This window comes from Pseudomonas oleovorans subsp. oleovorans, from assembly GCF_002197815.1.
Taxonomy (GTDB): Bacteria; Pseudomonadota; Gammaproteobacteria; order Pseudomonadales; family Pseudomonadaceae; genus Aquipseudomonas; species Aquipseudomonas oleovorans.
Map to the genome: position 1 here is coordinate 1 of NZ_NIUB01000043.1, position 23,892 is coordinate 23,892.

General features: G+C 57.1%; 23 protein-coding genes. 10 read left to right on the forward strand and 13 right to left on the reverse strand.

Annotated features, from left to right (window positions below; all coding sequences use genetic code 11):
- The coding region (locus tag PSOLE_RS19935; protein WP_140418996.1) for a helix-turn-helix domain-containing protein at window positions 1-346 on the reverse strand (346 nt) is incomplete at its 3' end.
- 377 nt (window positions 347-723) lie between these two features.
- Here PSOLE_RS19935 and PSOLE_RS19945 point away from each other — a divergent pair.
- Complete coding sequence (locus PSOLE_RS19945; RefSeq protein WP_083393750.1) at window positions 724-4,041, forward strand: UvrD-helicase domain-containing protein; 3,318 nt, start codon at window positions 724-726, stop codon at window positions 4,039-4,041.
- A 188-nt stretch (window positions 4,042-4,229) separates the two neighbouring features.
- Window positions 4,230-5,099, forward strand: coding sequence for a prohibitin family protein (locus tag PSOLE_RS19950; protein WP_074859882.1), 870 nt, complete (start codon window positions 4,230-4,232; stop codon window positions 5,097-5,099).
- A gap of 49 nt (window positions 5,100-5,148) precedes the next feature.
- Here the strand turns inward: PSOLE_RS19950 and PSOLE_RS19955 are convergent, their stop codons facing one another.
- The 5 genes from PSOLE_RS19955 to PSOLE_RS19975 are packed head-to-tail and all read right to left on the reverse strand — an operon-like array spanning window position 5,149 to window position 8,069.
- Window positions 5,149-5,679 (reverse strand): hypothetical protein, encoded by a 531-nt coding sequence (locus PSOLE_RS19955; protein ID WP_074859885.1) that lies wholly within the window; start codon window positions 5,677-5,679, stop codon window positions 5,149-5,151.
- Window positions 5,679-5,885, reverse strand: a complete 207-nt coding sequence (locus PSOLE_RS19960) for a hypothetical protein (protein WP_020307591.1) — start codon at window positions 5,883-5,885, stop codon at window positions 5,679-5,681. Before PSOLE_RS19960 ends, PSOLE_RS19955 begins: the two co-directional genes overlap by 1 nt.
- 9 nt (window positions 5,886-5,894) lie before the next feature.
- The gene (locus PSOLE_RS19965) at window positions 5,895-6,599 is read right to left on the reverse strand and encodes a catabolite gene activator family protein (RefSeq protein WP_020307592.1); all 705 of its coding nucleotides are present in this window, start codon (window positions 6,597-6,599) and stop codon (window positions 5,895-5,897) included.
- The gene (locus tag PSOLE_RS19970; protein WP_020307593.1) at window positions 6,599-7,015 is read right to left on the reverse strand and encodes a 30S ribosomal protein S10; all 417 of its coding nucleotides are present in this window, start codon (window positions 7,013-7,015) and stop codon (window positions 6,599-6,601) included. Before PSOLE_RS19970 ends, PSOLE_RS19965 begins: the two co-directional genes overlap by 1 nt.
- Before the next feature lie 55 nt (window positions 7,016-7,070).
- The gene (locus tag PSOLE_RS19975; protein ID WP_020307594.1) at window positions 7,071-8,069 is read right to left on the reverse strand and encodes a hypothetical protein; all 999 of its coding nucleotides are present in this window, start codon (window positions 8,067-8,069) and stop codon (window positions 7,071-7,073) included.
- A gap of 86 nt (window positions 8,070-8,155) precedes the next feature.
- Here PSOLE_RS19975 and PSOLE_RS19980 point away from each other — a divergent pair, with 86 nt between their 5' ends.
- Window positions 8,156-8,524, forward strand: coding sequence for a PilZ domain-containing protein (locus PSOLE_RS19980; protein WP_158212589.1), 369 nt, complete (start codon window positions 8,156-8,158; stop codon window positions 8,522-8,524).
- A gap of 402 nt (window positions 8,525-8,926) precedes the next feature.
- Here PSOLE_RS19980 and PSOLE_RS19985 read toward each other — a convergent pair whose 3' ends face one another.
- Genes PSOLE_RS19985 through PSOLE_RS19995 form a run of 3 tightly spaced genes read right to left on the reverse strand, consistent with a single transcriptional unit; the run spans window position 8,927 to window position 12,173 of the window.
- The gene (locus PSOLE_RS19985; RefSeq protein ID WP_020307597.1) at window positions 8,927-10,063 is read right to left on the reverse strand and encodes a peptidase M16 family protein; all 1,137 of its coding nucleotides are present in this window, start codon (window positions 10,061-10,063) and stop codon (window positions 8,927-8,929) included.
- Complete coding sequence (locus PSOLE_RS19990; RefSeq protein ID WP_020307598.1) at window positions 10,056-11,180, reverse strand: hypothetical protein; 1,125 nt, start codon at window positions 11,178-11,180, stop codon at window positions 10,056-10,058. Before PSOLE_RS19990 ends, PSOLE_RS19985 begins: the two co-directional genes overlap by 8 nt.
- A gap of 54 nt (window positions 11,181-11,234) precedes the next feature.
- On the reverse strand, window positions 11,235-12,173 hold the full coding sequence (locus PSOLE_RS19995; protein ID WP_074859888.1) for a DNA replication terminus site-binding protein: 939 nt from the start codon (window positions 12,171-12,173) through the stop codon (window positions 11,235-11,237).
- 150 nt (window positions 12,174-12,323) lie between these two features.
- Between PSOLE_RS19995 and PSOLE_RS20000 the strand changes: the two genes are divergently transcribed.
- The 3 genes from PSOLE_RS20000 (at window position 12,324) to PSOLE_RS20010 (ending at window position 15,093) form a co-directional block, all read left to right on the forward strand.
- A complete protein-coding gene (locus PSOLE_RS20000) occupies window positions 12,324-13,970 on the forward strand; it encodes a tetratricopeptide repeat protein (RefSeq protein WP_020307600.1) in 1,647 nt (548 codons plus the stop codon).
- Entirely contained in the window at window positions 13,963-14,562 is a 600-nt protein-coding gene (locus PSOLE_RS20005; protein WP_129591707.1) for a DUF922 domain-containing protein, read from the forward strand. The genes PSOLE_RS20000 and PSOLE_RS20005 overlap by 8 nt, the downstream gene beginning before the upstream one ends.
- A 120-nt stretch (window positions 14,563-14,682) precedes the next feature.
- Entirely contained in the window at window positions 14,683-15,093 is a 411-nt protein-coding gene (locus tag PSOLE_RS20010) for a hypothetical protein (protein ID WP_020307602.1), read from the forward strand.
- Window positions 15,094-15,304: 211 nt separating this feature from the next.
- Here the strand turns inward: PSOLE_RS20010 and PSOLE_RS20015 are convergent, their stop codons facing one another.
- Both PSOLE_RS20015 and PSOLE_RS20020 read right to left on the reverse strand, forming a co-directional pair.
- A complete protein-coding gene (locus PSOLE_RS20015; protein WP_020307603.1) occupies window positions 15,305-15,580 on the reverse strand; it encodes a hypothetical protein in 276 nt (91 codons plus the stop codon).
- Between the two features lie 190 nt (window positions 15,581-15,770).
- Window positions 15,771-16,466, reverse strand: a complete 696-nt coding sequence (locus tag PSOLE_RS20020; RefSeq protein WP_074859891.1) for a cyclic nucleotide-binding domain-containing protein — start codon at window positions 16,464-16,466, stop codon at window positions 15,771-15,773.
- 176 nt (window positions 16,467-16,642) lie between these two features.
- Here PSOLE_RS20020 and PSOLE_RS20025 point away from each other — a divergent pair, with 176 nt between their 5' ends.
- Both PSOLE_RS20025 and PSOLE_RS20030 read left to right on the forward strand, forming a co-directional pair.
- Complete coding sequence (locus tag PSOLE_RS20025; RefSeq protein WP_139204990.1) at window positions 16,643-19,048, forward strand: DEAD/DEAH box helicase family protein; 2,406 nt, start codon at window positions 16,643-16,645, stop codon at window positions 19,046-19,048.
- 205 nt (window positions 19,049-19,253) lie between these two features.
- On the forward strand, window positions 19,254-20,345 hold the full coding sequence (locus PSOLE_RS20030) for a hypothetical protein (protein ID WP_020307606.1): 1,092 nt from the start codon (window positions 19,254-19,256) through the stop codon (window positions 20,343-20,345).
- 128 nt (window positions 20,346-20,473) lie between these two features.
- Here the strand turns inward: PSOLE_RS20030 and PSOLE_RS20035 are convergent, their stop codons facing one another.
- On the reverse strand, window positions 20,474-21,178 hold the full coding sequence (locus tag PSOLE_RS20035; protein ID WP_074859896.1) for a Crp/Fnr family transcriptional regulator: 705 nt from the start codon (window positions 21,176-21,178) through the stop codon (window positions 20,474-20,476).
- Between the two features lie 25 nt (window positions 21,179-21,203).
- Complete coding sequence (locus PSOLE_RS20040; protein ID WP_074859899.1) at window positions 21,204-21,911, reverse strand: ERCC4 domain-containing protein; 708 nt, start codon at window positions 21,909-21,911, stop codon at window positions 21,204-21,206.
- A 176-nt stretch (window positions 21,912-22,087) separates the two neighbouring features.
- On the opposite strand from PSOLE_RS20040, the gene recA reads away from it, so the two are divergent.
- Both recA and PSOLE_RS20050 read left to right on the forward strand, forming a co-directional pair.
- The gene (gene recA / locus PSOLE_RS20045; RefSeq protein WP_074859902.1) at window positions 22,088-23,128 is read left to right on the forward strand and encodes a recombinase RecA; all 1,041 of its coding nucleotides are present in this window, start codon (window positions 22,088-22,090) and stop codon (window positions 23,126-23,128) included.
- Between the two features lie 65 nt (window positions 23,129-23,193).
- Window positions 23,194-23,763 carry a hypothetical protein gene (locus tag PSOLE_RS20050; RefSeq protein WP_083393751.1) on the forward strand — a complete coding sequence of 190 codons (570 nt, stop codon included), beginning with the start codon at window positions 23,194-23,196 and terminating at the stop codon, window positions 23,761-23,763.
- Window positions 23,764-23,892: the final 129 nt, after the last annotated feature.

Genomic DNA, 23,892 nt, shown 5'->3' on the forward strand with positions numbered 1-23,892 from the left:
CGTGCAGGCCGCGCTTCTTGAAGCGGGGGAAGTCGGCACGCTTCTCGAAGAAATTCTGGTAGGCCCGGTCGAGGTCTTTGAGGGCGTGCTGCAAGGGATGCACCGGGGCAACCTTCAGCCAGGGCGCGAGCCGCCCGGAGGGCAACAGCGCACCGTTGCGCCAGGCTGTGAGTTGCTTGGCCATCGCCACATAGCCGATATATTTGCCGCCGTCTTCGCGGTTACTCTGCTGCAACGTCAGCGCCTCATTGAACACGCAGCGGCAGGCTCCGGCGAACTGTCGCAGCTTGCGCTGCTGTTCGCCGGTTGGCTCGATGCGGAACTTGTAGGCTTGGCGTCGGAGCATAGAACTACTGTCTATCTGTACAGTTTTGAGTATAGGACCGCTTCGCGGCCCGCGCTATCCTTCCCCGCACTAGAAGTACGGGGTCTGCCGCGCAGAGCGATCAACGTGCTTCGCCGGGGCGAGGCACAACTGAGCAACGAAGGGCTGGACTTAGCCCGGTTCGCCTGTGAAGTGAACGGTGCGGTAAGGCCGTCAGCAGCAGGAACCTGTTAGCCGAGCAATCGGCTAACGCCTGAAAAGGAATCCCCTTCCTGAGCTGTTACTGCGAAGGCGGGGGAGGATGTCAAATCCCCTCTTAGGGGTTGAGGACTTTCACGCCTGCGCGGTGACACGCTGTCTCGGTCGTTATCTTGGGGCTATCTACAAGGAGAGCCCCGATGACCGCTCAAGCTCGAATCGAATCCAAGATTTCCCACCTGACGCCGATCATGGCAGCCATTGCCTCGACTAACCCGCATGATGCTGATGTGCGTGCGCTTTCGATTGATCCGGCTCGCTCTGTTGCATTGCTGGCGCCGGCAGGCTCGGGCAAGACTACCCAGCTCCTGTATCGTCTCCTTGCATGCCTCACAGTCGTTCAGCGACCGGAAGAAATTCTGGCCATTACCTTCACCAACAAGGCTGCTGGTGAAATCGTTGAGCGTGTAACCGGCGCCCTGGCTCTTGCAGCTTCTGGGCGTGAGCCGGCAGAAGCGCATGAGAAGCCGCTGTACATGCTTGCGCGTCTGGTGCTTGAGCGTGATGCCCTTCTGGGGTGGAACCTTGCGCTGAACCCCTCTCGCCTGCGCATCATGACCTTCGACGCCTTCTGCGCTCAGATCGCCGGCAAGATGCCGATCATGTCCGGGCTGGGCGGTGGGCGTACTTCGGATGATCCCTCGCTGATCTACCGGGCCGCGATTCTCAATACCCTCGGCAGCGTCAATGACGAGTCGATTCCCTCTGTGCTGCGTGAGGCCCTGGAGGCTGTACTGGCCTTCGCACGAAACCAGTTTGAGCTGCTGGTGCCGATGTTCACCACGCTTCTCACCAAGCGGGACCAGTGGGTAGGCGAGCTGCTGAATATGAGCGGCGATGAACTCTCTGAGGCGCTGCGCGAGATAGTAGAGACGGAAATGTCTGGTGCTCTTGCCGTGCTGGACAAGTACGACTTCAACACCTGCTGGAGCATCTTCGCTGACGCCAGCGGGGTGCATGAGCACCATAGCTGGGCCGCGTATGGCCGGGTCGATATGACCGATGAAGGTCGAGACTTTGCTCGGCGTGCCGCCAAAGCGCTGCTCAAGACCGACAACATGATCCGCTCCAAGGTCACGGCCGGCGAGGGGTTTCCAGCTAAGGAGGCGCTGACCTCTCGGATGAATGGCTTCCTCGGCTCGCTGACTGGCGACCCCGAGGTGGACAAGGCTCTAATCCTGCTGCGTGACCTGCCTGATCCTCAATATCCGGCTGAGTCCGCACGCATGATGGAACACCTGACGGTGATCCTGCGCTACCTGATGGCCAACCTGATGCTGGCGTTCGATGGCGCTGCTGCCGTTGACTTCCCCGAGGTTGCCCAGCGGGCGATTCTCTCTCTGGGTGCTGGGGTTGAAATTGGTGATGCCCTGCTGGACGAGGATCGTGTCTGCCACCTGCTGGTTGATGAAAACCAGGATACGTCTCCGGCTCAGTACCAGTTGCTGCGCTGCCTTGTGCAAGCCTGGGAAGAAGATGACGAGCGCAGCGTCTTCATGTGCGGCGACAAGTACCAGTCGATCTATCTGTTCCGTGGCGCCACCGTCAACCTTTTCACCGATACCGTGGAGCAAGCTCGCTTCGGGCCTAAGCGCCTCGACGTTTACCACCTGCGCGTGAACTTCCGTTCTTCACCGACCATCGTCGAGTGGAACAACAAGGTCTACGGCTCGCTGTTCCAGGGAGCGGGCAGCAGCTTTGTGCCGTCTGTGCCGTTTCGCTCTAACCCTGGCCTCGTAACGGTCGAGGCTTTGCAATCGTCCGAGGCAGAAGCTCAACGTGTCGTGCAGTTGGTGCAGGACGCTTTTCGTGAAGACCCAGAGCAGTCGGTGGCAATCCTGGTGCGCGGGCGCTCGCACCTGAAACACATCCTTCCCGCGCTCAAACAGGCTGGCATTGGTGCTAGCGGCACCGATATTGACCCTATCGCGGAATGCGCCCCGGTAGCCGAGGTTGTAGCGATGATCCGCTCCCTTTGGCACCAAGCTGATCGCACTTCCTGGCTTGCCCTGCTGCGAGCTGCCTTCGTGGGCCTGAGCTGGGAAGACTGCCTGACTGTCAGCATGGGTCATGAGGTGATCCCAGTCGCGCTGAGAATGAGCGATGTGCAGGAGCGTTTGACACTGGACGGAAAGGCACGCGTCAATCGCCTTGTCGAAGCCCTTGACGGCGTGGAGAAGTCTTCTCGCAGCGATGAGCTGGCATGGAAAGCTCGCGCCCTGTGGTTGGCACTAGGCGGCATGTCCACTGTTGACCAGACTGAGCTGGCAGACATTAAGACAGTCTTCAAGCTGCTCGGCACCCACACTGCTACCGGCGACCTGGACAATCCGCAGGAATTTTTCAACGCGCTCACCAATCTGTACGCCTCGCCGAAGGCCGGTGTGGTGCAGATCATGACCATCCACAAGTCCAAAGGCTTGGAGTTTGGCACCGTGATTATCCCGGCCCTGCAAAAGAGCGGCGGAAGCGATGACACTCCGCTGTTCTACTGGCGCACCATCAACGGTCGGTTCTTCATGGCTCCCAATATGGGGGATCAGGATGCTATGTCCCCTGAGAGCCGCCTGTTCAAATTCCTGGGCTCTCGCGTCAAGGCGGATCACCGTGATGAACTGGAGCGGGTTGCCTATGTGGGCTTCACTCGCGCCAAGACCCGACTGCACCTGACCGCTTGCAAGGACGTAGAGAACGAGGAAGCGGGGTCCTCTAATTCGCTGCTGGGAAGCCTCAAGCGTGTGCTGGCTGATGAGTTTGTCGAGGCAGACGTAGACGTGATCGAGTTGGATGCTGCTGGCGGAGTCCCGTCGAAAGCTCGGCTGGATGCTGGGCACTACGTTGAGCTGCCGACTGATTGCTTCATCCCTGCGGCCACAAACGAAGCCCTTCCGACCGAGAGCGAACTCCATGATGAATTGCGCGAAGGGGAGGGTGATGACCACAAGGCGAAGGTTGAGGGCATCGTCTACCACCGGGTCGTCGAAATGATCGCCAAGGACGGACTTGAGAAGTGGAGCATCGACAAGCTGCTTGGTAAGGCCCAGGCGGTAGCCGCGCTCATGCGCAGGGAGGGATACCCGATCCGGGATATTCCGACTGGCCGCGACCGCATCATGAAGCTGTTGGTCACGACCCTGCAAAGTGATAAGGGGCGTTGGATTCTCTCCAAGCACGATGAAGGCGGTCAGGAAGTACAGGTCAGCGGGTTCCGCAATGGCCGCTGGGTTCACCGCTACCTTGATCGCCCGTTCGTTGATGCCGGCGCCTACTGGATCACTGACTGGAAGACAGGCGACTGCCCCGAAGGGGTTGAGGTTGAAGCCTTCCTAGCGGCCATCGCCGCCCGCTATCGCAAGAAGATGGAGGAATACCGGGCAGTGGTTATCGAGGCTGGTGTGACGCTCCCGGTGAAGCTGGGGCTGTATCTGCCGGCTGTTGATCGCTTTGTCGAGCTGTAGCAGCTGACAATCATCTGCAATGGATTCGGGGGATTAGCGAAGGGCGGCTGTTTAGAATCGCCCCCTTATCTTGCGAGAAGTTCACAGCCCGCCTGTATGGCGGGCGATAAACCGCACAGCCCCGTTATGTTCAAGTAGCGGTTCAGCCGTGCAAACAATCTAGTAATTTGGGGGGAGATTCAGAAGATATGATCAACAGCAATCAGGCGCCTGTGGGCAAGCTCGTTCTTTGGGGGCTTGGACTCGTTTTCGTAATTTCCATGGCACTGGGCGGGTTCTACACCGTCGATGAAAAAGAGCGGGCAGTCCTGCTCAGAAACGGCGCCCTCGTTGAGGTTTCCGAACCCGGCCTGCACTTCAAGGTGCCAGTTATTGATTCGGTGCGTGAAATCAGCGTGGCTACGGATACCGTCATGTTCGACGGCCTACCTGCATACTCGATGGATCAGCAAGCAGCAACGCTGCGTGTGTCTGTGTCTTTCAATGTCGATCCGAGTCAGGTTGCTGAGCTGTACAAGACTTACGGCTCTATCGAGAACATGGTCAATCGTTTGATCAGCCGCCATGTCCCGACCCAGGTCGAGAACACCTTCGGTAAGTACACGGCAATTCGAGCTGTCCAGGAACGGGGCAACTTCGTCGCCGACACCATGAAGGCGGTGCGCGAACATGCGATTGGCCCGGTGCAGATCGAAAGCGTCCAAATCGAAAACATCGACTTCTCTGATGCCTACGAGCAGACCATCGAAGATCGAATGAAGGCTGAAATCCAGGTAAAGACCCGCGAGCAGATGCTGGAAACCGAGAAGGTTCAGGCGGAAATCCGCGTCACGCAAGCCAAGGCAGAAGCCGAAGCAAAACTGGAACAGGCCCGTGCTGACGCCGAAGCGACTCGCCTTCGCGGCGATGCAGAGGCTGACGCAATCAAGGCCCGTGCTGCGGCTCTCGCCAGCAACCAGAATCTCGTCGAGCTGACCAAGGCGGAAAAGTGGAATGGCCAACTGCCGGCGACAATGATCCCCAATGCGGCGATCCCATTTCTCAGCGTGAAGGACTAACGTCCAGTCCCAATGAAAAGCCCGGCAATTGCCGGGCTTTTTTGTTGTCTCAGAGGGTTGAGGTGAACCGCAGCGCTCTGTTTTCCCCGCTCACCTTCATCCGCTTATGCAGCGGCCTGGAGTCGGCAGCACGCTTGTGCCTGACGGTCAGCCAGTATTCTTCTCGCAATCCGACCAAGGCTTCATACACCGCAGGGTCGAAGTTCACCTGTACTCTGCTATCTGCATACGCTAAGCAGCCCAGTACCTTGTGGTTGGGGTACAGCGCCTTGATGTGACCCATATACAGGATGAGCTGATATAGCTCATATAGCCGAACCTGCCCTCTGTATTTGCGGCTCTTGAACTCGCCAACCAGAATTTCGCTTCCCTTGACCGACTCGAAGACAGCATCTGCGATTCCATTGATGCCAAATCGGGACAGCTTGATTCGGCCTGCTGCGTTCCCAAGATCGGTGCTGATCAGTCGATGCGTCGATTCCCGAACTCCGAAGCGAGAGTGGATTGCGCCGGCTGCTGACTTCTTCTGTACGAAGAAGATTGCTACGAGAAGAAGCAGGGCTCCCAGGATGTATGTCATCAGAGCAGTCCTGCCTTGCGTGCAGCAATCAAGATAACGATGGCAACGATGATGAATAGGGCCAAGCTAGGGCCTTTGCCGATGGATGCGTGAGCGCGGTTTCCGTACCTCACTGCGCCTTCATTGACTTTCTCAAACACGCTTTCAGGATCACTGGCGTATCGTGCCAGCTTGCTGATGCTGATCGTTGCTCGCTTGGATTTCACCTGGATTCCTCAAGCCTGGGGATGCGCCTGTTGGCCCCTGTAGAACAGTCGTTTGTACCCGTAGAAGCTGACCTCACCCGCATCCTCTAGGAAGCGAAAAGCTCGGGTGGCAGAACGCTTCTGCACCCCGGCGAGGTCGCGTATCAGTTGTTTGCCCGCCTCAATCTCTCGCCCAAGCTTGGAGTCAATGGCGGTAGGGTGGCTGGCCATGATCGACAAGACACGGCGGATTTTGTCCTGGTCTTTCCCTATGGAAGCGCTGACAGCTTGCGAATATGCCTGGGCCATATCGGCGCAGAGGATTGGCTCACACATATCCCAAGTCTCGAACTCGGCCTTGAAGGCGCCCAGCGCGGCCTCACGAACGATCAAGCACGTTGTTTTGCAGTGAGGGGTAAGGGTGATCTTCAAGTTGCCGCTTATGGTGGGGATGAACAGGTCGCCACGGCGCAGAAAATCGATCAATAGAGCCCTGGATTCATTGCCGGGCGGCGAGTCTGTTGCGTAGAGCCCTCCATCGATGAGCAGGCCAAACTCAGCAGGCTTCATGGACAGCTGCTCGCCCTTTCGGACAGTCTCAACCGCGCCATGCTTGATCATGGCCAGCAGCAGCTGCCCCCAGCTGGCGAAAAGGATCGCGTCAGTCCTGATCCAAGGCGGCGCCGGCACGTCCATCAAGCCATTGGAGCCGACAAAGCTAATGCTGCTGGCCATCAACGGTCCTCCCTGAGTTCGTACTGATTCTCGTAAGGCTCAATCCTGACGTTCACATCAGAAGGCAGCTCAACGCCGTTCAGGCCGGTCATCAGATCGTAAGTGGGCTCAATTACCAGGAGCACATTTCGGTAGCGCAATGACTGCGACAGGTAGACGCCCTTGGTCGAGTCTTCCTTTCGCATTTCGCGCATCCGCATCCATCGGCGCCTTTCGGTTTTGAGCGCCTTCGGTCCCCGGCAGCGGACGCCATCCCACTTCTTCACATAGGCCTTGATCGACTTGCAGGCCGCTCTGACGGACTCGCTTCGAAACCCGTCAACGACAATGTAAAAACTCGCCGCAGAGAAGCGGATTTTCTGAGTTTTTTTATCTGCCAAGTCCCATGGGACGGCGCTTTTGGCTTCGGTGAGCATGGGGCGGTACGCGTCAGGTCGATACCTGATAATGCAAACCCATAGCCCCCGTTTTTCACGTAGTGACCAAGCGCGCCTTCCGTGATGAGAATCTGGACTGGTGCATAAAGACGATCATCATCCCGCCAAAGAACCAGGCCATGCCGAATGCGGTTGAGAAAATCACCAGTGGCCGAGTGACCACTTGGGCGGCTTTCTTCGGGGAGTCGTGATCAATCACAACCCTGTTCAGGTCATGGTTCTTGAAGTACGTGATCAGGTACTTCTGCTCCGCATCAACGCCTCGGAAAACGGTGTCGTTTGGCGATGAAAGTGTGCCGATGTAGCCCGTGGTGTTCATCACTACGCCTTCATGGCTCCTGATCACCTGCATCAACCCCTCATCATCCAGCAGCTGGTCAGGGATGCTCGCGCCCTTCCAGCTATAGCAGGTCCAGAGGCCTTGGTCGCACTGGTATTGGAACCTCCCCTCGTATGTTGACGTGAACTCCTTCTGGTAATTGAGCTGAGGCTCAAGGATCGCTGCCTGCATTTGGTACGGGAACGTGTAATGCAGCCAGAGCTGGAAAACGGTGTAGAGCAACAGGAATGCAGTGATATGAATCCTAAAAAAGCTCTTGAAGCCCGGCGTGAAGAAACGTGCGACCAGGGTCGTGGCTACCAGCATGAGGATCGTTACATCGCCTCGCTGGCGCTCTGATGAATCAATCTCGCGGTCGAACCAAAGATTGAGTGTCTGGTACGTCTTGTTCAGCAGGTTGATTTCTTCCTGCCAGAGAGCAACGGCCAGAAGCAAAAGCAGCCAGGGGAGGGTAATGTTGCGTTGGAAGTGGGCATAGAGCCCGCACCACATCGAGAAGAAAAGCAGGAAGACACCGAAGTCCTCAAGGCACTGATTCAGTGTCAGGGCACTGATTCCTCCGTCGCTAAACGGAATCGAACTTGCGACTGTTACGAACCAAAACACGGTGCAAAGCAGCAGACTTTGCATTTGCCAAGTGACAGCGCCCAGGCGCGAATTCATTCTCGCAAGGAAATTGTGGATGTACTGCATGGTGGATCACTCAAGAAGGATTCACCAAGTCTTGCGAGAAGGCGTCGCGGCTTCCACTGAACCCAATGCAGTTGAGTGAATGGTCTATGTCTGAGTCTGAGCGTCGCTTCCAACGTTATGTCCTGGCTCCCGATGCCTTTGCCAGTCAGCGTGCCAAGGGCACTGGGCTGACCGCATTGCTCAAGGGCTGGAAGGACTGTCGGGTTAAGGACATGTCCGCTGCTGGCGCCTTGCTGCTCACCAAGCAGGAGTTCTCCCTTGGAGGCGGGATCGAGGTCGAGCTGACCGAGAAAAGCGGAAACCGCTTGGTGTTCAAGGGGGAGGTAGTAAATCTCGGCAAGGATCACCACACCAACCTGAACAAGCTGGGCGTAAGGCTGGATGTGCCCGGCGAGGGGTCACTGGAAGCCCGGTTCCTTGCTGGCCTGGAATCACGGTTCAAGCCCAGCCATTAAAGCAAAAGCCCCGCTGGCTGGTTGCCATACGGGGCTTTTGTATAAGTCGGGAACCGCCAACACCACAGAATGCAGCAGAAGGGGGGAGCGTGAGATAGGAGGTCTTTCCTACGGCGGTTCCCTTGAAAACGAACAGAGTGAACTGTGAGCACACATATTAGCTCAACCGTGCAGAAATATGCACGGTTTGCACACACGCCGGCCTGCATTTTCTGCTGATCCAGCGCAAAAAACTGACCACGCCAATCATGCCTCGGCTTTAGCGTCAATACTATGACCGCTGTCATGCCTTGGAAATTCAATTTTATTTTCTAAGCATTACCGATGCCAAAAGGGCGGGGCGAGAGCAGGCGCACTGAGCCAAATGGACGGGCTTGTGGTTTTTCCGCGCATGCGCGGAATTTACCACCACAGACCAGCCAAAAATGACCATAAGCTGCTAGCAATGGATTGCAGCCAGCCTTGCTTTGCAATTGGTGCTTCTGGGATCACGGGGTCGCCCATGGGGCTCAAAGCAGCATCGGCGCCATAAGACTGCCACAGTAGGTCATCGCCATAGAGTGAAAGGTCAACGCGGTGCATCGCGGCTTGGGCTATTTCAGCGAGGCGAGGTGCGTCGCGATTGTCCAGGCCGGGTATCTCCAGGCGAATCCAGCCCCCGTGAACGCTCTGATCAACAAAAGACCGTGCGGCGTACAGCTCATGAACCCGGCGAATGTGAGCCTGTACTTCAAGTCTGGCTTGGTCGGCTAGTGCGTTAGCTGCGTCGCTGGGGAGTTTGGCTCTGCCCGCGATTGGGAATATCAGCTCAACGACACCGGGTCGGCCAATCACCTCTATCGAGCCAGTCGCCTCCCGCTTCCCATAATGGGAAGTGGCGATTGTCGTGCTTTCCCGCACCCCGATAGCTGCGCTGATAGCGTCAAGATCGAATGTCCCAGGCGCGGCATTAGCTAAGACGCGAACATTGCCAGGGGTGTAGTACGCCCTATAGATCGACTGCACATCCTCAAAGCCGTAGTCGAGCAGCCGTTCCGAATCTGCTGAGCATGAGGCTTGCCCACCGGCCTTTGCGGCAATGAAGCGCTCATACAGTGTCGGCGAACTGACGTAGGCTGAGGTGGCCATCACTTCGCTAATGATCACGCGCTTCTCTCGCTCAAAACCTGTCTTGGGAAGTGAGGGTCGTGAGAGGAAGGTGACAAGGGCTTCGCTCATGACGCTGGCCATGCTCGCGGGACCTTCAAGCGTGTACTCGGTAAAGTCGCTCCGAGTTAGGGCGGAAAGCTTGATCCCCTTTGCACGCAACGCAAGGATGGCATCGACCGGGGTTTCGCCCAGATGAGTGTCGCTCAGAAGAAGATGCTCAATCAGGTGCGGAGCTTCGCGCATGCCGCAAACGCTTGTGGTGCCGACGCTGACAACTGCATGGAGCCGTACAGGCTGCTCACGCAGTGGCGCGGACAGCGTTCCGCCTCCAGCTTGCGCTGTTTGAATGGAAGCCGCGCATAGCGCGAGGATGGCGAAGCGCTTAACCACGTATTGCGTCCTTCATTCGTTCCAATAGGCTCTTGGTCTTTTCGTCGTCAGGGATCAGGTCCATGGCACCGAAGCGACCACCTGACTGTTCAGAGTGGTACAGGTACTGCATTTTCCCGCGCTTGAAGCCAACGTATGGCGACGCGTACCCGATGTACTTGTCCATTTCCAGGTAGGACTCCTGAATGTCCTTGTCGAACCCGAAGATCAGGTGGATGCCGGTACGTTTCCACAGGTCTGCATTGGGCTGCCTGACTATAACGACAACGTGGATGCCGCTCTCCGTCGCGGCGGCAAAGCCGGTGTCCAGTTCATTCGGATCGAGCCGCAGGCGTTGAACATCAACTATGAGTGTGCGCCCTTCCGGCGAATCCTTTGCCAGCAAGCCGGAATGTGCGGCAACGAGGTCTGGCAGCGAGTAAAGAGCTGGCTCCACCAGTGATACGAGGGCGTTGGCGTTGCCCATGGCTTTTAGAGCCCTATCCTCGTAGGTGGCATCAAGCTCGCCGCGAAGCGACGGCACGTTCCGAGACATAACCGAAAGCCAGTCGGCGCCGCGAGGATCGTCCCGGAGGATAACCACCTTGGTGTTTTCGAGGGGGTTAAGGATTACCTCCTGATCAACGAAGCGCTGCGCTTTTTCCGCGTCAGGCTGGATGACTAGGCAGTGCTCGTGGATATAGCGTCCCAGGAGGTACTGGATAGGGGCGTAATAGCCATAGCGCCCCTGGAACTTGGCCAGCATTGCGCGATCAGTCGTGTTCGGGTCAACCGGATCGGAGCGGGCATAGTTGAGCAGGGCGTCGAAGTTCGAGAAGCCACTCATGGCCGCTACGATGTTGCGCTCAGGAACCCCCCTGCGAACGTCCTCATTCTGGGAGAGTGAGAGGTTCAGGGACATGCGCATGAAGTCCATCAGTTGATGCACCGGGTCTTGCTTGAGCATTTCAGCGTAAGGGCGAACGTACTGTAGGCCGGTAACGGGCTCGGTCAGCTCAAGCGTGTTCAGGTCCAGGCGCCTGTATCCATAGGCTCTGGCCACAGCCATAGCAGCCTGCTCAGTCGTGAACTCAGCGGGGTACTTGGACCTCAGACGTGCTACTTGTATGTCGTGCATCTTGGGTTCTTCCCGAAGTTATTGCGTGCAGGAAGCCCCGGCGATGCTCTCGCATCACTGACCAAACCTGTACTGCTCCAGATAGCGATGGAGATACAGGGCTTCCACGAATGGCTCGGATTCGATCTTTGCTCGATCCGACCGGCCTGGGCCTCGTTCTACTGGCTCCCAGTTTGATAGTGGCGTGATCTTGGGCACTGGATCGTCGATGGGGTAGACAATAGGGGTCGGAGCAGGGCGAATCTGAGCCTTTACCTTGTCGATGAAAGTGACCCTGGCCCTGACGTGGGGCTGGCCGTGCCGGAACGAGGCGATCTTCTCGTTTGGCGCTATGTCGGTGTTTGTCCCGCTCAGCATGCTGATGGCAACCACGAATTTGCGCGAGCTGTCCCCCTCGACAAGCTCGTCTAGGGAGGGGACATAGCCGTATAGCTTCTTGAGGTGCTTCGTATAGCTGGCCACCCATTCAGAAGCTGTCTTGTTTTGGATGGAGGGGGCAGAGTCCCAGTAGAACCGCACTTTGGCCGGGCCGCTGATAATCCAGGCCTGCCTCATTGTTTGCAGGCTCGATAGATACTTCATTGACCCCCAGAGCTTCATTCGGTCGTACTGATCTTCGATCTGGGCCACCAGTAGTTCGATTTCATGCTTGACGATGTTTAGCTCGTAAAGCTCCGAGAGCCAGTCGGGCGGCAAAGCGATAACACCAGGGACTCTGAGGGTTTCTCGGGGGTTCTGCTTGCCCTGTTCAATTCGGATAGCGGTAAGACCGTAGATGGCGTGGAAGGCCGCTTCCTGCCCTGAGAGCGCACACACCTCGATGCCCTTCTGTTCATCGACGGTCGCTTGATCCCGAAAGGGAATTTGATAGGCAAGGTCTACCCGGAGTCGATCTGGCCGCGCCCGCATCCTGTTGGCGAGTGTGTCCAAGCGGCTCTCTAGCTTATTGACCAGCTCTTTGATGCCCTGCTGGGGGCTGATGTAGATCGTCATTCTCTCATCCATGTGGTGCTCTCCCCTTGGATGATAACGCGAGGTATGGCGCGGCTCGCCACGCCTGTCTTGCTGGGAAATGCTCCCGGTTCGGATGAAAGCAAAACTGGTTCTCGACAAAATTGAGTCATTGTTGAACAGGAGTTCCTGGTGAGCCTGAATAAGCTTTTCAACTCAGCCCCGAACCTTGGGGTTGTCGCCACGAAGTGGTTTGCCGACCTCGAAAAGAAATTCGTCGCGGCGGGCATTAAGACCAGCGTCAAAACCGGCATTGATGGAGCGGCATCATTGCTGGCGCCGGCAGCCCTGATCGCTCAGCTGATCGAGCTAGAGGGGTGCTCGGTGGATCGCCCGGTTCGGGTACTTATGATCACTGATGACCCGGTGGCTGTGATGGATGAAGGCGTATGGCTTAGCTTCGCCTCTGAGCTTGCTGGCGTGGGGGAGGTTGAGTGTTACAGCACATGCCATGAAGTTCTCCATTCCAGCCTGTTCGACAGCGCAACCCGGCTTGGCTTGAAAGGGTTCTGCCCCGTAACTGTGGAAAATGCTAAGGCCCAAGCATGGGATTTGGTAGTTTGGGTTCACCCGGCTATTGAGGCCGGCGCCAGTGACGAGCTTGTTCGGCTCGTCAAAGGGATGACTGTGGCGGGCGTGCCGGTCTATGCCTGCATGTACAACGAGCTGGACGCACTGATCCAGAGCCATGGGGTTAATCCAGAGGGGCTTGAGTTCAGTTGGCTAAACGGTCCCCTGGAGAGCACGGCGTTCAGCCGCAAGACTGTGAACAGATTCGGATACTCCACTTCCGAGGTTGGGATTGAAGGGGGGTGGGGTGCCGTTCTGACAAAGGTGCAGCCGGCCTCTGTGTCGTCCAGTGACGCCGACTGGGACTGCATCAAGACAGCAATGGGGTTGTTCAAGTTGGACGGCTCGACCTCTGGCCCATGGACCTTTGGGCAGGTCGTTGCTGGTGTGGCATTCAACCAGCATCAGCCGGTTGGGCTGATAGGCAATCTCGCCGTTGATCCCAAGACTGGGGTGCTTCTGAAAGAGTGCCCGAATACGAAAGTGCTGATGGTGATAGGTCATCTGTGGAGCCTGCCGCTGCAAACAATGCCGCAAGGCCTTTTTGAGCTGGTGCCGTGGGCTGCCAGAGTCAGGCTCTTGGCAACGAGCCACCTGACCAAGGAGGACAAGAAGCGTGCTGAGTCTATCGAGCTTCTGACGAAGGCCTATGAGTCCGGCATGGTTGAAGCGGGCATTGCATTGGCCAGGGGGTATGAGGCGATAGGCACAGTCAGTGCGAAGGCGCAGGCGGCAGCAATCTACGATGAGATTGGGGCTCGGCACCCGATGAGCGCCTATTACCTCGCGCATAAAGCACTGGGCGAGGGGGATAGGGCGCAGTTGATCAGCCTGCTTACAGCCTCATCGTGCGAAGGCTACGCGCCGGCAATTACTGATCTGGGTTGCTTGAGGCTCGACGAGGGCGACCTGCAAGAAGCGATTCGCCTTTTCGAGTCAGCAGAGGCTAAGGGCGATGGTGAGGCCTCATTCCGTCTCGGTGAGATTGCCATCAAGAATGGAGAGTACGAGGGCGCTCTGCGGAAGCTCAGGGCTGCGTGGAGCAAGGGGCATCAGGATGCACTGAACGTGTCCCACTGGCTTTGCAAGGAAATGCTCACGCATGGACTTGGGAAGCCCAGCCGACTCAAGCGCGAATTGAAGGAAATCAATTTTGCAATAGGCAAACGTCTCCGGTACGAGCACCAAACGGAGCGAGCCAGTGCATAAACGCGCTCCAAGGAAGGTGCTCATTGGCATGGTGTTGGTGGCCATGTCCGGTTTCTCAGTGGCCCAACCAGAGCCAGTGATCAACTTCCAGATACGCCACTACGATGTGTCTGGCATGACGACTGCCGAAATCTCGCAGTCGGTGTTCAAAAATACCCCCGTTAAGATGAAAGGCGGGCGATTCGGCGCGGTCACGCACAACAGTTTTTCCACCAGCTACTCAGCTGTAGCAACTTCCCAAGGGGGGTGTGAGGTCAAGAACGCCAGGGTGGCCCTTGATAGCACCATCGTCTTGCCTCGGCTGATCCAGGGCGGACAAAGCCCTAGCGTCTTGGCTGAATGGGAGCGGTACATAGGCGCGCTTCGTGCTCATGAACAGCTGCATGCCAATAACGGGAAATTCACTGCCGAGACACTTGCCTCCAGGCTGTATGCCTTCAAGTCCAACTTGCCTTGCCCGCAAATGAGGGCTCGCCTCGACGAGGCGGTAGATCGCCTAATTCAGAACATGGGGGCGTGGGATCAGCGCCTCGATGCTGAAACCCAGCACGGCAAAAGTCAGGGTGCCTTCTTGCGTCCAGTGTTCCGCTAACTACCTAGCGCAACAAGGAATGGCTTTGTTCTTGCGCGCTACAATGCCGCTTCGATCAGGCATCAGCGCTGGTGCAATTTTCATCCGGCCCTCTGGTATACCGAGCAGGAGAATGAATACATGAAGTTTTTGGCCTATCTCGGCTGGCAGGTGTTCGTGATTTGGCTTGGGCTGGGTGTCGGGTTCAGCATGCAGGTGATAGAGAGAGTCAAAGTGCCGCTGCCTGCTGAGCAATGTCAGGCTCTTTCCTCGCACGCCGATCCCGAAGGTGGGCGGTGCTTGTTCGAGGCGAGGGCCGAGGGGAATATGGACAGGACATGGACCCTGAGTGCGCTTAGTGATCCTGGTAGCTCGATCCGGCTGACTCAGCCCACCATGCTTTACGATCCGAAGGATTGGCGAATGATAGGTGGCACCTTGTTCGTGAGCGCCCTGATCTTCGTCTTGCTTGCTCTGTCACTGGCCCCGCTTGGCTTTGAGTTATGGCAACGGGGCGTTATTGGCCAGAAGCACCAGGGTAAGGTTGCGTGACCAAGATGAGCGCCTTCATGCGCGTGCCGCTGTCCTGAAAATGAAGTTTGTACGAGGCAAGGACTGTGATTGATTGGCTGACAAGCGTGCTGTTCAACGATCAGTGCGGCCCTGCTGCTGTCAACTGGTGGGGCTTGTTGCTACTTGGCGGTTTCTTTGGCGGGGGCGGGCTCCTGCTGGGCGCCTTTTAGAGGCGCTTCATGCTCTTGGCTCAGAGCATGAAGTACCCGATGCAGATCACAACACTCAGAAAGAGCCCTGCCACCGTTCCGAGAGCTGTTTCGGCCCCGTCATAGGTCATGCCATCAAAGACCTTGTAAACGTACCAGCAGACAGCTGCGACGACCGCAGTACCGAAGCTGTCGGTGGCTGCGCTGCCCGGCATCGCGAAGCTGTCAACGATATACGCCAGCACCCCAATCAGCACAGCTACGAGGTGTGACTCCTTCGGCAGGGGGGAGAAGCGGAGTAGGGTTAGGGTAAACATCAGGTCCTCTGCTGATTGGGTTGAATGGTGCCCAGATAGGTGGTTATGGCTACGACCACTGAGCACAGCCATGTTGCTGGGTTGCTGGCGGCCTCGGAAGGTGGCATTAGGAACAAGGCATAGCCGAACACCAAGCATGCAGTGCTGAGCGCTATGAGTATCGCGGCACAGCTGGTGCTTGTTTTGTTGGTCAGACGCATACAGTTCTGGCCCGCTGCTGAGAATCGAAGGGCTGGCCGTGGCGAATGCCGCGCACGACGATCTTGCACCCTCTCGCTTCGATCAGACCTTGGTCCCGAAGTCGCTTGATGGCTCGCCCAGCGCTTTCCCGTGCGCATCCTGTCATCTGGGCCAGTTCGATCCGCGTCAGCGAAATCTGCATGCCGTCAGGGTGGGTCAGGGCGTCTGGGAGGCGGGTAATCTCGACAAGCGATTTGTAGCAGCGCTGCTCAAGATCGTCGAAAAGCAGCTGCAACAGTTTGTCGGTGGTTTCACCAAGCCGAGTATTGATGTGAGCGGACAGTTCACTGTAGATGCTGGGCGCGTTGAGTGCGGCACGCTTCAATTCTTCATGAGTGAGGCACAGCAATTCGACGTTGCACCGGGCTTGTATGCTGGCGGTTGCGTACTTCATAGGAGCTGAGTCAAAGGCCCCCTGCTCGCCAAACATATCTCCCGGTTTGAGGTGGCTGATGCACATAACTCCATCGCCTTCGGGGTTGCTCAGCGATACCCGCATGCTTCCCAGTACGACGAGATACAGGCACTTCGGGTTTTCGAGAAGTGGGATGATCTGTTCATTCTTTTTGAGTAAACGTTTCTTACCGTATGCCAGGAAAAGCCTGTTTAGAGCACCGCAAGCAGTTGAAGGTTGAGCCTTGCTCACTCTCTTTCTCCAGTTCAGTGAGTGATCGTGAATTCACCTCAACCTATGGAATAGCCCCGGCTGAATCCACTCAACTCGAAGCACTTTGTCTATGGCGGTAACTGCACTGGGATGAGTGGTTTTGAGTTCGCCCCTTCGACATGATCCCTGAAACGTCTCTCAACAGGGGTTCATTGGTGAACGACCATCCCGCGCCCGTATCCGGGCTTGACGCGAAAAACAACGCGCTCAACTCCCTTCTGGCCAGTCTGCTAACCATGCTCAAAGGCACACACCCAGACTCACTCCGCAAGGGATTCCGGCTTGGTTATGTTAAGGGGAAGGAGGCGGCTCAAACAAAGCCGGAAGCGCCACCAGTACCTCGCAAGCAAATGGTTATTCGTCTTGAGGATGCCCGAGGTGACGTTGAGCCAAGGGTGCAGTTCGACTCTCTGCTGCTAGATGACGGTCGCCTGAAAATCTCGCCGAATGTAGTGGCTCAGTTCAAGGCCGACGCTTTGGTCAGACTGGGAGAAGATCACCAGCCGACCGACGAGCAGTGGAAGGCGATCCTGTCGCCGACTACGAGTGCTGTGACAATCGGCATCGCGGGCACAGGGAAGACCTTCGTCATGATGCTCCGGGCAATTTTTCTTCATGTCTATCTCCGCATCCCATTGAGCGAAATGACGATTCTGTCTGTGACCAAGGACTGCCGAATGGATGTGATGGCCGAGTTGACCCATCTGTTTGGGCGCTGGGGTATCAGCCTTTCCCAGGAGCAGGCATGGCAGCTGGTCAAGACCCCCAGAGGGGCGCTGCTGAACTTGATCCGTTCAGTCCCGCCGCTGCGTGATGTGGTGCCGTTCGAGCTGCTTGGGACCATAGACTCAGGCGATGAAGATGGTCGGGCGTTTGACCCCCGACTAACGCCTGAGCAATCGGATATGGTGGAGAAGGCTTATCAGCACGCCTACAGCCGCAGCAGCAGTTTCGCCAGAACTGTGCAGGCAGTTTTCGCCGATGCCGTTGCTCTCCCGAGGGCAGCGCCAGACAACCCGCAGCTGATCAAATACAGCGAACTGGGTAGTGCTCAGATCAGTGCAGACGAGGTGCTTACCAAGGCAGTAACGAGCGCGTGGCATAGCTCAGGACATTGGCCAATCCTGGAGATTGATGCACAACTGACCAGCCTTTCTGTCATGGGGCACGCGGTTCACGTCAACGGCTACTTCCCGCCTCTGGATGCCCACGTAGTGCTTGGCTTCCCGAAAGGGGTTGGCCGCGACTACTGCCGTCCTGGCTCGAATACCCCGTTGTATGAGGAATGCCTTGCAAAGCGGGCCTACCTACAGCGTTTTGGCTCGCAGAGGGTCATTTGGTGTGATTCACCAGAACAGCTCAGCTCCATCGTTTCAGCCACAATGGTGCTTCATGACACCGCGCCTCGGTTTACCGCTCGGGTAAAAGGCCTGGAGCGACCGATGGGAATCGCTGAGTGCCTGTACCAGACGGGTGCGCTTATCGAAACGCTAGGGCTCAACCCGGCGAAAGCCATTGCGGACCTGAAATTCATGCCCAATGACCCGGACGCAGGCTTCTTCGATGCGGCAGCCAAGTTCTGGCCGATGTTCGAAACGTTCCTGCTGGAGGCCAGCCCTAAAGTCATGACGTTCAACCGGCTGTTCCTAACCTTCGGAGAGCAGGGGCACGTCAATCTCAAGGCGGTTCCTACGGAATGCCTCGCCTCGCTACGGAACATTCTGACCGACGAGCTGCAAGACATAACCATTCACACAGGGGAGTTCATCAAGGCAGTGATGGCAGAGAACCGCCATCGGATCGATGTTGAGGGTGTGGCAGATGCTGTCATGTCCGTCTTTGCATGCGGCGATGACTTCCAGACCGCGCATGGGACTCAAGGCGCGACGCCTCGTTACCTCACCGACTTCCGCAAGCACTTCCCTTCCAAGGGGTACGTGTTGAATCTGCTTGGGGTTAATTTCCGGTCGCAACAGGGGATCATCTATTCTGCTCATTCGCTGATCCTCGGCATTCCTGCCGTGAGCACGCTGGCGCCGGCCAGTGCCGCTAACGAGGAAGTGAGCCCTGTTGAGGTGTACGACCTATCCCCGGCAACCTTCATGCGGCTTTTCGACATGCACTACGCTGCCGGCGAAAGCATCCTCATCCTGGCCGCAAACCCTGACGACTATCGACAACTGGAATCCGTGGTCAATGTCGCGGTTGACAGGGATAAGGCCGACAACCCAGATGACAGGCTAGTCCGTGTTCGTGCTGCTCAGCGGTCTAAGGGGCTGGAGGCCGGGGTGGTGATCATTCTGGGTGACTTCGTTGCCGCCAGCTCTACCTGGGCCAAGAACCAAGTATTCCGCGCTGCAAAAACGGTAGAGACGGACGATCAGTCCCCCTTCGATGTGATCCAGCAGAACGAGCTGTATCGTCTTGCCCACATATCGATCACCCGTGCGCGGAAAACCTGCTACTGGCTGCTGCCGAAAGAGGGGCCTGATGCTGTTCATCGCCTCAAAGCCTCGACCAGGATTTCGGGCGTGGCCGGTTCCTTCATTGACCGGCGATGAGCAGCTAGAGTGGCGATTGATCTGCCTGCATAGCCTATTGGCATTAACAAAACCGATGCGCAGTTCCAGTAATTAAGGCTGTGATCACAATAAATATTTCACTGCACTACCTGATGGCACGCTGATTTAGGCCTGATCATAGCCATGAGGTTCTGACGACCCTTGAGACGCTGGCCCCATAACGAACACAGAGGACACCCCCGTCATGACGCAATTCATCGCAACTGAACACAAATTGGCACGCCTTTGGGTCGATGCCTGCGGCAAGAGCTTAGGCATCGAGCGTGCAGAGGCGGCAGCCATGTATGCAAACCTGTGCGGTTTCCGAACTTGGGATGCAGTAACAAGCGCAATTGGGCACAGGCAGCCAAGTGTTCCAGACGAGCAACTGGAAGTCCCCGAGTTGCTGGCTCGACGGGAAAGCTACATCGCCCTGATGGTGGATGTTTTTGCGATCAACCCATCTATGGCCGTCCATCTGGCCGCTAACCTTAGTCCTTCCAGCGCCAGGGTGCCCAAGGCCATATCCATCGACCGGAGTACCTTGCATTCTCCGCCCGAAGATGATGGCTTGAGCCTCTATATGCCGGGCTTTGATGATCCTCGGGTAGCTGACGCCATGCTCAAGGATTTGCTGGGTGATGCGCCTGGCCTAGAGGGCGTGAATCTGGATAACTTAACCGACCGTCTGCGCATTTCTCATCCGATTGATCCGGCAGTTTACTGGAACTTCTACAGCGATATGGGCTTCGACCTGATCGACGATACCTATGTCGAAGATTATGTGTACGGCGCTCCATCGTTCTTCATGCCGTGTAGTCCTGAAATATCCGAGAGCGAAAGGGTGCCGGTCTTCCTGACCAGCCTTGCTTACACGCCGCTAGATCATCAGGACGATATGGCAGATGAGGTCCGTCGAGTGATGCTGGAGAGCACCAAAGCGATCACTGGTACGGATACCCTGTTCCTCTGCTGGGGGCATTTGCAGCATAAGGAAATTGGGGGCAAGCGGTTCACCTACGCTGGCCAGATTCATCACAAGGGAGCTTGGCGCGATCTGCTCCTGAACAGATCGCTGGATTCCTTCGATAAGTTGCTTCACTCAGCAACCGCTCTGCAAGACATTAACGATCCAGAGCTGGAGTTTCAGGACAAAGGTTCGGAGTGCGAGATTCGCTTCTTTATGGTGCAGACCCAGTGCGAGTCCAGCGCGGAGTTCTTTCAGAAGTACACGGTGAACGGCATCGGCAACCCAAGTGGTTGGTCACTTGGGATGATTGGCAGCAAATCCGAGTAGGCATAAAGGAAAATGCTCTATGCGTTCGGGGCAGTGCAGACCGCCGACCTTTTCAAACCATAGAGCTTCGCTTCATGCCTCGGGAGGTGGCCGTCATTGCTGGCGGCACCTTTCGCATCTGAGAAAGGCTAGGCGTGCCTCGGGAACAGGTTGGCCATGAGGCCGCTACTGACCTTGATACTTCGCCCGCATATGGTGACTTCACCAGAGGCGTGCAGTTCACGGATCAGCCGGCACATCCGGTCGCTGGACACGCCTATCCAATTCGCCAGCTCGGCTCTGCTGATCTTGATCGATTTGCTACCGCAGGGCAGCGGCAGTCCGAGCCCAATCGCGTAGGTGCAGAGAGCAAAGCGAGTTTTATCCAAGCTTGAGCGCTGGCTGTGCTGAGCAAGGTGGAATTGAACGATCTGGAGCTGCTGTGCTTCCTGCTCGATCACCCAGCTATTCAGGTCCGGGCGCTCGCTGCTCACTGCATCCCACTGCTCCTGAGAGTACATCTTGAGCTTCACGTCCAGCATGGCCTCAACACCAATGCGGTAATTCCCGCGCAGAAGCTGGGACATGCTTTGGGGGGTAAACACATGCCCGGCCCCGACAATCGACAGAAGGTAGCGTGCGCCGGCACTGCTGGCGGCATAGAGAAGGAATGCACCTTCCTCGATCAGCAGGTAGTCGCCCTTGCCCGGCTCCCAGCACTCGGCAACGGAAGCGCCCTTCGGCAGAGGTATGCACCTGCCGATGTGCGGTTCGATACCGAATGCTTGTGATGGAGGGATATTGAGCATGGCCATCTGTTGAAGTTCGAGAGCCCCATCGTAGCCAATGGCCATGCTGGTTCAACTCAACTCGATGCGCTTACTGGGCAGTGTCGGTGCTAGAGGCGTTGAGGGCGCCGGGATGAATGCCCGAGTCGCTCTCATCCTGCCAGCGGATGCTGCTGTGGATGCGTTCGGCCTTCTTCGGCCCGATTCCAGGGATTTCAGTCAGCTGGTCAACGCTCGCGGTGATGAAAGCGTAAACAGATCGAAATCTTGTAAGCGCCTTGGCTGCCGTGGCCGGGCCAATTCCGAAAACACTCTCGATAGTGAACAGCGCCTGCTGCCGGCCTGGGCTGACCTTGGCCCGTTGAAACGCCATCCCGTAGGTCAAATCCTTCTGGGCTTGCTTGGCCAGACGAAACAGCAGGTCTGCCGTCGCCGTGGGATTGCGGACATAGAGCACCGATGCGCCTTCTACTCCGACTAGAAAGGCCAGGGCGCCGTCGATTGCTTCACGGGCGATAGCTGCGCGGGTTGAATACGCATCTCCCTCGATCAGGAAGATGGAGCGGGGAAAGTTGAGGCTCATCTTGCCTGCGCGGTGGAATAGCCTGCCATCCAGGATGCTCTCGACGAACTCGGTGGCATTCATGCGAAGCACCACCGTCTCTCCGCTAATTACGTGCGTGCCTACCTCCAAATCGCCAAGCCTGACATGGGCGCCGAGGCTCTTGAGCCGGGACAGGACAGGCGATTCGGCCTCAGTGGTGTCGGCCAGGATGGTAACGATCGTTTCTTCGGTCATGACAGCCTCTGCATCTTTCAGTCTGTCCTGAATATAACGACCGGCTTCGCTACTCCACCGAAGTCGTGTCAGTTCCCATGCTGCCGCCTGACGAATTTTTTGTGGCCACCGGAGGCACAGGCAAGTCGTCGTTATTGTTCCTCACAGCAAATCAACAACCCGTGAGGATCACGATGATGGACGAGCAGAAAAAGAAAGCGCTGGCGGCTGCGCTGGGTCAGATCGAAAAAAGCTTCGGCAAGGGCGCGGTCATGCGCATGGGTGACAAAGAGCGCCCCAAGATCGACGTAATTCCGACCGGCTCCTTGGCCTTGGACGCAGCGCTGGGCATCGGTGGCCTACCCAGGGGCCGTATCGCGGAAATCTTCGGACCTGAAAGTTCGGGCAAGACCACCCTGACCCTGGAAATCATCGCTCAAGCCCAGCAGCTCGGCCATACCTGCGCCTTCGTCGATGCCGAGCACGCCCTCGACCCGGTGTACGCCGGCAACCTCGGTGTGAACGTCGATGACCTGCTGGTATCGCAGCCTGATACCGGCGAGCAGGCGATGGAAATTACCGACATGCTGGTGCGCTCGAACGCGGTGGACGTGATCGTCATCGACTCCGTGGCGGCGCTGGTTCCCAAGGCCGAGATTGAGGGCGAAATGGGGGATCAGCATGTCGGACTCCAAAGTCGGCTTATGAGCCAGGCCCTGCGCAAACTGACCGGCCACATCAGCAACTCCAACTGTCTGGTGATCTTCATCAACCAAATCCGAATGAAGATCGGCGTGATGTTCGGTAGCCCGGAGACGACCACCGGAGGTAACGCCCTCAAGTTCTATTCGTCCGTGCGCCTCGATATACGCGGGATTGAGACTGTGAAGGACGGTGACACGGCCATTGGCAGGCGTGCGAAAGTCAAGGTTGTCAAAAATAAGGTGGCCCCGCCGTTCCGAGTGGCTGAGTTCGTGAACATCTTCTCGCAGGGTATCGACTGGGCAACCGAGCTGGTCGAGCTGGGCGTCGAGCACGGCTTTGTTGAGAAGGCCGGCGCGTGGTACAGCTACAACGGCAACAAGATCGGGCAGGGCGCCAAGAATGCTGCCGCTCACTTCTCGCAGAACATGGAAGACGCGAAAATCCTCGATGGTCTGCTGCGTGAGAAGCTGTTCGGCGGGGGCGCCAAAGGCACCGAGTTGGCTGGAGTGCCGCCCGAAGCTTCTGTAGCTTGATGCCAACCCCAAGGCCCCGCTCTGCGGGGCTTTTTGTATTTGCACTCTCCACTCAGGACTGCGTTATGCAAACCAGGATCAGCGACTTCACAACCCTGTTCAACTTGCTTTGGTACAGGGACTTCCCAGTAGCGCTCGGCAGCATTGAATGGGCCAAGCGTGCGGACTGGACAACGCATATCGCTTCCACGGTGCGACAGGTTGCCAGCATCACCGGGATGTTTTCTTGCTTCGAGTCTGGCGGGCGGACCGATGCTGAGTTGCAGTTCGCCGACCGTAAGGTATGGGCCAAGCTGGAATGGGAGTGGAGCGAACCGAGGAACGATGACGTTGGTGAGCTGGCGAAGCTGGCTGGTGCTGCCTCGACCTGCGAGGTGTGCGTCTTCATCGGCTACAGCCAGCTCCAGTTTCACGATGCTAATTTGGCAAAGATCAAGGCCGAGTGGGCTGGCGTCCAGAAGCCGCTGCTAGCCATCCTGGTGACGTTTGAGCTGGAAGGGGAGTGGCGTTACTTCGACCGCCTCCAGACGTATCTCATCGATGCGGATGCTACGTCGATGATCCGGGATCAGCCTGCGTTGCCTTGGTGCGTTTCCAACAGCCGCTGGCAGTCGCTTGGCAGCCTTGAGGGCTGAGAGCGACTGACGGCTCTAGTGAGGTACAAGAATGGGAATCCAGGCGTGTGAACGTTGCGGCGAGCGATTCGATGTGCAGGAAATCAACGGCGATCAGCCACACAAGCCTGAGCGGGAGTCAATCAACTG

What these genes read in the sequence shown, in the direction of transcription:
- PSOLE_RS19945 (WP_083393750.1), top strand. Translation starts at nt 724, where the DNA reads ATGACCGCTCAAGCTCGAATCGAATCCAAGATTTCCCACCTGACGCCG.
- PSOLE_RS19950 (WP_074859882.1), top strand. Translation starts at nt 4,230, where the DNA reads ATGATCAACAGCAATCAGGCGCCTGTGGGCAAGCTCGTTCTTTGGGGG.
- PSOLE_RS19955 (WP_074859885.1), bottom strand. Translation starts at nt 5,679, where the DNA reads ATGACATACATCCTGGGAGCCCTGCTTCTTCTCGTAGCAATCTTCTTC.
- PSOLE_RS19965 (WP_020307592.1), bottom strand. Translation starts at nt 6,599, where the DNA reads ATGGCCAGCAGCATTAGCTTTGTCGGCTCCAATGGCTTGATGGACGTG.
- PSOLE_RS19970 (WP_020307593.1), bottom strand. Translation starts at nt 7,015, where the DNA reads ATGCTCACCGAAGCCAAAAGCGCCGTCCCATGGGACTTGGCAGATAAA.
- PSOLE_RS19975 (WP_020307594.1), bottom strand. Translation starts at nt 8,069, where the DNA reads ATGCAGTACATCCACAATTTCCTTGCGAGAATGAATTCGCGCCTGGGC.
- PSOLE_RS19980 (WP_158212589.1), top strand. Translation starts at nt 8,156, where the DNA reads ATGTCTGAGTCTGAGCGTCGCTTCCAACGTTATGTCCTGGCTCCCGAT.
- PSOLE_RS19990 (WP_020307598.1), bottom strand. Translation starts at nt 11,180, where the DNA reads ATGCACGACATACAAGTAGCACGTCTGAGGTCCAAGTACCCCGCTGAG.
- PSOLE_RS19995 (WP_074859888.1), bottom strand. Translation starts at nt 12,173, where the DNA reads ATGACGATCTACATCAGCCCCCAGCAGGGCATCAAAGAGCTGGTCAAT.
- PSOLE_RS20010 (WP_020307602.1), top strand. Translation starts at nt 14,683, where the DNA reads ATGAAGTTTTTGGCCTATCTCGGCTGGCAGGTGTTCGTGATTTGGCTT.
- PSOLE_RS20015 (WP_020307603.1), bottom strand. Translation starts at nt 15,580, where the DNA reads ATGTTTACCCTAACCCTACTCCGCTTCTCCCCCCTGCCGAAGGAGTCA.
- PSOLE_RS20030 (WP_020307606.1), top strand. Translation starts at nt 19,254, where the DNA reads ATGACGCAATTCATCGCAACTGAACACAAATTGGCACGCCTTTGGGTC.
- PSOLE_RS20035 (WP_074859896.1), bottom strand. Translation starts at nt 21,178, where the DNA reads ATGGCCATTGGCTACGATGGGGCTCTCGAACTTCAACAGATGGCCATG.
- PSOLE_RS20040 (WP_074859899.1), bottom strand. Translation starts at nt 21,911, where the DNA reads ATGACCGAAGAAACGATCGTTACCATCCTGGCCGACACCACTGAGGCC.
- recA (WP_074859902.1), top strand. Translation starts at nt 22,088, where the DNA reads ATGGACGAGCAGAAAAAGAAAGCGCTGGCGGCTGCGCTGGGTCAGATC.
- PSOLE_RS20050 (WP_083393751.1), top strand. Translation starts at nt 23,194, where the DNA reads ATGCAAACCAGGATCAGCGACTTCACAACCCTGTTCAACTTGCTTTGG.